The following is a 7,592-nucleotide window of genomic DNA, read 5'->3' on the forward strand; positions in this document are numbered from 1 at the left end:
TTGGAGGGCTCGCGAATGGCTGAGGTGATGCAAAACCGCCGGATCGACGGTGCTGTCGGTGGCTACGAGCCGCCGCAGGATGCGCGGCCGCTGGTGCAGGTCACGGACCTGTGGACGGAGTTCGGCTCGGGCGAGTCGCGCTTTGCCGTGCACCAGGATCTGAACCTGGATGTGTACCCGGGCGAGATCCTGACGCTGGTCGGCGGCTCGGGCACGGGCAAGACCGTGCTGCTGCGCCAGATCCTCGGGCTGCTGACGCCTTCCCGCGGCACGGTCACCATCGGCGGCCGTCCCTCGCACGAGGTCATCAACGGCGAGCGGGCGGCAAGCCAGGTGGGCATGCTGTTCCAGCAGGGGGCGCTGTATTCGGCCTTCAACGTGCTGGACAACATCGCGTTCGCGCTGCGCGAGCAAGGGACGCTGCCCGATTCCGTGGTGCGTGACGCGGCCATGGTCAAGCTGCAGATGGTGGGCCTCAAGCCCGAGCATGCGATGCGCATGCCGGCCGATCTGTCGGGCGGCATGATCAAGCGCGTGGCGCTGGCGCGCGCCCTCATCATGGATCCGCCGCTGCTGCTGCTGGACGAGCCCACGGCCGGGCTGGATCCCAAGGGCTCGGACGAGTTCTGCGATCTGCTGCGCGAAGTCCATGGCGAACTCGGCCTGACCGTCATCATGGTCACCCACGATCTGGACACCCTGTTCGCCCTGTCCACGCGCGTGGCCGTGCTGGCCGAGAAGAAGGTGCTGGTGACCGGCGCGCCGCGCGATGTCGCCGGGGTCCAGCACCCGTTCATCGAACACTTTTTCCAGGGAGAGCGTGGCCGCAGAGCCATGACCCCGGTGCAAGGCGGCGCGGCCGCGGAGGAAAGCTGATGGAAAACAAGTCCCATGCCATGGCGGCCGGCATTTTCGTGCTGGTGGTGGCAGCGCTGCTGGCCGGCCTGGCGGTCTGGCTGACGCGCGACAACCGCCAGTACCAACTCTATGAAATGTCCACCAAGGACGGCGTCAGCGGCCTGCAGCCCCAGGCCACCGTGCGCTACAAGGGCGTTCCCGTGGGCAAGGTGGTGCGCATCGGCTTCGATCCGCAGCTGCCGGGCAATGTGCTGATCCGCATCGCCGTGGGCGAGGACACGCCCGTCACGCCCGCCACCTATGCCATGCTCGGTTACCAGGGCGTGACGGGCCTGGCGCATATCCAGCTCGACGACGACAGCAAGCCCCAGGAAGTGCCCAAGCCCGGCCCCAGCGGCCTGCCGCGCCTGCCGATGAAGTCCTCGCCGCTCAACATCCTGGCCGACCAGGGGCCGGTGCTGCTCGAGCGCGTGGACGAGATTTCGCGCCGCATCGTGACCATGCTCGACGACGACAACCAGCGCCGGGTGAGTCAGGCGCTGGACAACATCGGCGCCGCCGCCGCCGGCGTGCAGCAGCTGTCGGCCTCGCTGGACAAGACGGCCAGGCAGCTGCCCCAGCTGGCCACGGACGCGCAGCAGACGATGCAGGCGCTGACCAAGGCCGGCAACGCCGCCAGCGGGGCCGCCAGCGAGCTGCAGACGACCGTGCGCCAGGTCAATGCGCCCGGCGGTCCGCTGGCCAGCATCTCGCAAGGCACCCAGGCGCTGGCCGCGGCGGCCGAATCGCTGGGCCGCAGCACCGTGCCGCGCGCGAACCGCGCGGCCGACGATGTTTCGCGCGCAGCCCGCCAGATGGGCAGCGCCGCCAGCCGCTTCAGCGACAACCCGCAGGCCGTGATCTACGGCCCGGGCGCCGGCATGCCCGGCCCCGGGGAGCCCGGCTTTGTGGCACCCGGCGCCCGCTAACCCATACCGACAAGAGGAATACGCATGGTGATGCAACGCACACGCTTGAACGCCGGGGCGGCGTCCCGGAATGCCGGCGTCCGGGGGGCGGCCCGTCCCCTGGCGCTGGCGGCCCTGCTGCTGGCGCTGGCCGGATGCTCGGCCTTGCCGAGCCCGCCGGCCCAGTCCACGCGCTACGACCTGGGCCTGGTGGAGGCCGCGCCGGTTTCCCAGGCCGCGGTGCAGCTGCCCCCGCTGGTGCTAGCCGATGTGCAGTCGCCGGGCCTGCCCGAAGGGCTGTCGTCCATGTACTACCGGCTGGCCTATGCCAACGGCCAGGAGCTGCGCCCGTACCAGCATGCACGCTGGAGCCAGCCTCCGGCCCAGCTGGTGCAGCAGCGGCTGCGCGCGCGCCTGGGGGGGCAGCGGGCCCTGCTGGGCAGCCAGGACAGCGTCAGCCTGCCCAGCCAGAACCTGCCCGTGGCCACGTTGCGGGTCGATGTGGAGGAGTTCAGCCAGGTTTTCGACTCGGCCACTTCCAGCAGGGGCGTGGTGCAGCTGCGGGCCAGCCTCATCGGCGCGCAGACGCGGATCGGCAACATCCTGCTGGGGCAGCAGGTCTTCACGGCCCAGGTGCCGGCCGGCACGGCCGACGCTGCGGGCGGCGCCCGGGCCCTGGCAGCCGCCACTGACGATGCGCTGGCGCAGATGAACCGCTGGCTGCAGGGGCTGGGCCATTGATGGGCTGCCTGCGGCGGGCCGGGCGTGAGCCGTTTGGCAGGAATTTTTGCGGCACGCGGCAGTTTTTCCAAAACCGGGCGCAGATGGCGCTATAATCGATGGCTTCGGCGTGTAGCGCAGCCTGGTAGCGCACTTGCATGGGGTGCAAGGGGTCGCGAGTTCGAATCCCGCCACGCCGACCATTTTTTCTCAATGAAATCAACGGGTTACAGCAGAAATGCCGTAACCCGTTTTTCTTTGTCCGAGGGCGATTTGGGCTGAGGGGTAAACCCAGGGGTAAACCGGATTGGGCTCCTGCGGATTGTCAAGGCTTGTGGGGTGCGTGAGACACCCTGGGGCTTGCCCGGACTCGCTGCAGTTGTTTGCACATGTTGACGGCGGCACGGCCCTGTGCCGATGTATCTTCAAGGCAAGGCCGGGTACCTCAGGGTGCAATGGGGTGCCTGGAGGTCTAGCAGATTGTCGTATCGCTGATACGAAAATTGAGTCCATTCGCCAGACGGCGTCTGGCGAATCCTCCTCCATACCGTGGCCTGGCTGTTCGCCGTCCCCTTCGATTCGCAGGAGCAATGAAGATGGCCGAGCATCGAATTTTCACGACAGCGTTTTCGTCCGTGTATCCGCTCTACGTTCAGAAGGCGGAGCGCAAGGGGCGCACCAAGGATGAGGTGGACCAGATCATCCGCTGGCTGACGGGCTACGACCAAGCCGGGCTGGACGCGCGTATCGACCAGCACAGCGACTTCAAAACCTTCTTCGCTCAGGCGCCGGCCATCCATCCGAATGCGGCACTCATCGAGGGCGTGGTGTGCGGCGCGCGCGTGGAAGATGTGCCCGACCCGCTGATGCGGAAGATCCGTTATCTGGACAAGCTGGTCGACGAGTTGGCCAAGGGCAAGGCCATGGAGAAGATTCTGCGCTGATGCCGGGTGGAGGCGTCCCGGCGTGCCGCCGCCGGGCTGTCGTGCTGGGCATCGGACCCCTGCGGGGTTTCGCCCCCATTCGGGCTTCCCTCCCTGACGCCTGCGGCCTGGCTCATTGATCCAGGCCTGCACGCTGTGCTTGCCAATACCAGGCCGTTTTCCATCCCACGAATGACGTGGAACTTGCGGAACGCCAGTTAACTTTAGAAACCAAGAAGGCGTAAGTCGTTGATTTACTTCAGTTTCCCCCAAACTGCGCCATTGGTGTTTAGAGGCCGGCGCCACTCTACATTCGTCGGTGCGGTTTTTGCGCCACTACAGTTTAGTGAGTGCGGAACTCGCTTTCGGGAGTAAAAAATGGGTCCTTGTCTCCGACAGGCTTGGCAACGTTCAAAGGATGCCCGCCCATACAGCAGCCGTCTCAATCACCTCAACAAACCGCCCGGCAGAGAACCCATCCGGATACATGGTGTCGTCTTTGCCTGATTCCGCATATTCCTCCGCCCCCTGATCAAGGCCCGCATTTCCAGCAAACAGCCTATGCGGGTCATTTAGAAGCTGCCTGTCGTCTCGCAGCGCAATCAGCACCTCTTCTAGAGAGACCTTGAGGAAACCTCGGAACTGTTGGTGATCCCATTCGATCGAGGTATCAACGATCCAAGCCGTGACCGTGGACTGGCTGTTCACGAGACCGAGCGCAGCCGTCAATTCCATGTCCCGCCCAAGCGCACGCTGGACAGCGGGGACCTTCCTGCTCAACTGCAAACCTGCCTTTCGCAGCGTAGAAGTTCGATGTGCCCACGCCTCCTTCACTGAGCGGCGTTGGTAGGTTGATTTGAGCTCCAAGACAAATACATGCCCGTCTCGGGCACAAATCAAATCGATTTCCCCTGCGTTGGTATCCTCTGTATCCAGTGCGGGGATCTCGTAACCGACAAGCACGTCGAATCCACGCTCTCTGAAAAGCGCTCCGAGCCGTTCTTCAATTCGACGGGTCTCTTCCTTGGCTTCATTTCTTCGGGCACCCAACCGTCGAAGGTTATTGATGACTGCCGCAGAGTTGTTCTGTACAGCCATCATCCAGGGCAGCTGGAGCGAGAGTCGCCCCATTTTGAACAAGGGACGCTCTTGCCAGCGGGGACGCAACGTTGCATCACCGTCGCGCAACTGCTTTGCCATCGCAGCCCAGTCACATGTCATGAAGTCCAGGATTGCCTCTGCAGATCGTGCGGAGCCACTTGGATGCTCTGCCGTAGCCGTCCAAGGCTTAATGCGATCAACTTTGGCCGCTCGATCCGACCAGGTGAGCGGGAAGCGGTTTTGCATGTCGGGCTGAAGCAAGCCGCCAAATGCCAACCGACCCAAGGCGAGAAAAGAATTTCCTGTCTCGGAAAGGTACTGCTGATAGGGCCTGAGGTAGTCTTCAATGAAAAAGGCCGTCATCAGCTCGGTCGCCATCAGCACATGAAAGAGCGCTGCAGATGAGTCCGCGTCTGTTCGCACCTGCTCGGCCATGCCATAGACCTCTTGCAAACGAAGCCATGTGCCTTTCGCCTTGGCCAGGGCCTGAAGATTGACCTCAAGGTGCGCAGGACTTACGCGGCCTAGCAGGTCAGGATCGGCCATGACGGCATCCATTCCCCGATACAACCAGTACTGGTGCAAAAGGTCGAACTTCTTGCCATCTCGACGCCATGCAGTTCTGGCATCGGCATCCGCCTCGACGATCTCAAGGCGATCTCCATTTCGCTCAAATCGAATGGAGTCGTCGTAACTGAAGGCGTCTGCGGATCTACCTACGAATGCGTTCAGCTCGACCTGCGCGCCCAGCAATTCAAGAAACGCCTGATAGCAATCGTGTCGCGGCCTCTCCTCAGACCGGAATAGAAATGGAATCAGATGCTGCCTCAATGACGAGGCGATAGACATTTCAGTCAACTGCACATCGGACGGATCGCAGTTGGAGAGTTTCCAGGCCAATATGTCGTCGATGGCATCCCACGCTTCCTGAGCATCGGGCACCTCCGGTTGGGACCGACCATAGACCAAGTCTGGTATCTGGTGCTCAAAGGCGAAAAGGCTGGCATAAACCAGCAAATCCAGAGGAGCGAGCTCGGACAATGGCTTGCGAAGACGCCCCACTTCCTCTTGCCGCACTTGATGAGCTTCCCGGAATATGTGAAACACGCGCTTCAGTTCAGCGAGCGCTTCATGCTGAGTTGTATCCAGTCCGCAGATCTCCAACCAACGTGGAGAATCCTGTCGCATCACAAGGCCAGAGTGGCGGGCAGCCCACACAAGCACGTCGGGAGCGATTGTGGCTGCCTGCGCCACGATCTCAGGGAATGCCAACCGGTCTTGGCCAAGGTAACGCGTTAAGGCCAAGCCAAGTGTCTCTTGGCGCCACACATCTGCGGGTAGGTCCTTCAGAAACTCCGAGTTCCAGAAGGCTGTTTGTCGATCTCCGCCACTCCACTTGCGCTTACCTTGACCCGCCGGTTTTCCGTCTAGAAATGCCATCGCCGCTTCGTCCGCTGCGGCTGTCGGAGCCATTTTTTTTGACCCTGCCCACTTTGCGAGTCGTAGTGCAGTGCGCGGGTGGCCTGTATCTGTTCTATGTGGCCGTGCGCCTATGGCGTAGCCAGCAGATTGATGCGACGGGTGCGGCTGATGGCGTGAGCCCGTTAGCTGCCTTTCGCATGGGGTTCCTGACGAACATCCTCAATCCGAAGTCGGCCCTGTTCTTTGGCAGCGTGTTCGCCACGGCACTACCGTCCAATCCGTCCGCCGAGTTGCTGGCAGCATCCGTGGCCCTGGTGTTGGTCAATGCTCTGGTGTGGCACCTCATTTAGCCTTCGCTTTCTCGGCCATGCCTGTCCAGAACGCCTAACCCAGAGCCCTCATCGTGGCCGCGATGCATCGATCATGGGTTAGGTAGTGCTCAAGGGCGGCAGCCTTCTGCGCCTGAGAGAACTTGGGCTCACGCCCCGCATAGCCTTTAGGCAAGTCCTGGCGCTGCTGATATTCCCGATACCAACCTTTCAATGAATTCTTGGTCGGGTACCCCAACTGTCTGATGGTCGGGCTGGTGCGTTTGCCCAGCTTGATGTGCAGCTCAACGGCTCGGATTCGGTCTTCGTAGGAATACATGAACTACCTTCTAGTAGTCCAAGTTTTCGTCCGCACCCCCTCCCGGGGGTTAGTGGGTCACTTCTGCGTGGAAATCAACAGTCAACGCCAAGCGTGCCTATCGAGTCATGGCACAGGCTCACCTGTTGCTGCCCAAAGCACCCCGTCTGAAGCAGTCGAATCGGCCGCATAAAGGCAAGGTGACGGTACCGAGAAGCGATCAGCGTTGGTGCTCTGATGGCTTTGAGATCAGGTGTGACTCCGGTGAGATCGTGACAGCGACCTTTGCCAAGCATTGCTGTGATCGAGAGATCATGGCCTGGCGCGCCTGGTCAGGCAGGGGGCTGCTCGGAGAGCCTGTTCGAGAGATGCTCATCAGCCGTGGAGAAGCGCTTTGGCACGGTAGAGGTCATTCCCGAGGACCACCAACTGGAGTTTTTAACGGACAACGGTGTCCCACGACACCCGTTGAATTGCTCGCTCCTTGGGTTTGAAGCCCGTCAACACACCGGTATGTAGCCCACAAAGTAACGGCATGGCTGAGAGTTTCGTGAAGACCTTCCGGCGTGATTAAGTGAGCAGAACGGACCTCGGCGATGCCACACGGGTTCTGGCCCAGTTGCTAGCGGCGTTCGAGCACTTCAATGAGGTGCACCCCCATTCGGGCCTGAAAATGCGCTCACCGCGTGAATTCAGGCAACATCGTCAGTGCCAGGACCAGTCAAACGGCCACGCGCTCAATTGCGAATAGACCGTGTCCGATCATACGGGGGGCAATTCCACTACATGCTTGCCCGTGGCTGAGGGATACTTTGAGGCTGAATCGTGCAAATTTAGGACAGACCAGTCATGCGCATTTGACAAGGCTGTCCTGGAGGTGAGAAATGTCTGCTAAGAAACCTCTGCATAAATCCCCAACGCATGTGCTTGCACATGCGTGCCGGGTGCGGCAGCATCCCGGCCTATGCAGCAATTTGATCTTGGCCTGAACCTT

At 61.8% G+C, this 7,592-nt stretch carries 6 protein-coding genes, 1 tRNA gene and 2 pseudogenes; 7 read left to right on the forward strand and 2 right to left on the reverse strand.

Annotated features, from left to right (window positions below; translation table 11 throughout):
* Positions 1 to 27 precede the first annotated feature (27 nt).
* From V8Z74_RS22585 to V8Z74_RS22605, 5 genes are all read left to right on the forward strand, one after another.
* A complete protein-coding gene (locus tag V8Z74_RS22585; protein ID WP_066475427.1) occupies positions 28 to 876 on the forward strand; it encodes an ABC transporter ATP-binding protein in 849 nt (282 codons plus the stop codon).
* On the forward strand, positions 876 to 1,826 hold the full coding sequence (locus V8Z74_RS22590; RefSeq protein ID WP_066475279.1) for an MlaD family protein: 951 nt from the start codon (positions 876 to 878) through the stop codon (positions 1,824 to 1,826). Before V8Z74_RS22585 ends, V8Z74_RS22590 begins: the two co-directional genes overlap by 1 nt.
* Positions 1,827 to 1,850: 24 nt before the next feature.
* Complete coding sequence (locus tag V8Z74_RS22595; protein WP_245633324.1) at positions 1,851 to 2,546, forward strand: ABC-type transport auxiliary lipoprotein family protein; 696 nt, start codon at positions 1,851 to 1,853, stop codon at positions 2,544 to 2,546.
* 105 nt (positions 2,547 to 2,651) lie between these two features.
* Positions 2,652 to 2,728, forward strand: a tRNA-Pro gene (locus tag V8Z74_RS22600).
* Between the two features lie 387 nt (positions 2,729 to 3,115).
* Positions 3,116 to 3,469, forward strand: a complete 354-nt coding sequence (locus V8Z74_RS22605; RefSeq protein ID WP_349711364.1) for a DUF2200 domain-containing protein — start codon at positions 3,116 to 3,118, stop codon at positions 3,467 to 3,469.
* Between the two features lie 390 nt (positions 3,470 to 3,859).
* Here V8Z74_RS22605 and V8Z74_RS22610 read toward each other — a convergent pair whose 3' ends face one another.
* Positions 3,860 to 5,989: a hypothetical protein gene (locus V8Z74_RS22610; protein ID WP_349711367.1), complete on the reverse strand. Its 2,130-nt coding sequence runs from the start codon at positions 5,987 to 5,989 to the stop codon at positions 3,860 to 3,862.
* A gap of 38 nt (positions 5,990 to 6,027) precedes the next feature.
* Here V8Z74_RS22610 and V8Z74_RS22615 point away from each other — a divergent pair, with 38 nt between their 5' ends.
* Entirely contained in the window at positions 6,028 to 6,321 is a 294-nt protein-coding gene (locus tag V8Z74_RS22615; protein WP_349711370.1) for a LysE family translocator, read from the forward strand.
* 37 nt (positions 6,322 to 6,358) lie between these two features.
* On the opposite strand, the pseudogene V8Z74_RS22620 reads toward V8Z74_RS22615, so the two are convergent.
* Positions 6,359 to 6,619, reverse strand: a pseudogene (locus tag V8Z74_RS22620) (IS3 family transposase); the annotation flags it as partial.
* Between the two features lie 80 nt (positions 6,620 to 6,699).
* Between V8Z74_RS22620 and V8Z74_RS22625 the strand changes: the two are divergent.
* Positions 6,700 to 7,349 (forward strand): annotated as a pseudogene (locus tag V8Z74_RS22625) (integrase core domain-containing protein); the annotation flags it as partial.
* Positions 7,350 to 7,592 lie beyond the last annotated feature (243 nt).

It is taken from the genome of Comamonas sp. w2-DMI (assembly GCF_040187735.1).
GTDB classification, from domain to species: Bacteria; Pseudomonadota; Gammaproteobacteria; order Burkholderiales; family Burkholderiaceae_C; genus Comamonas; species Comamonas terrae.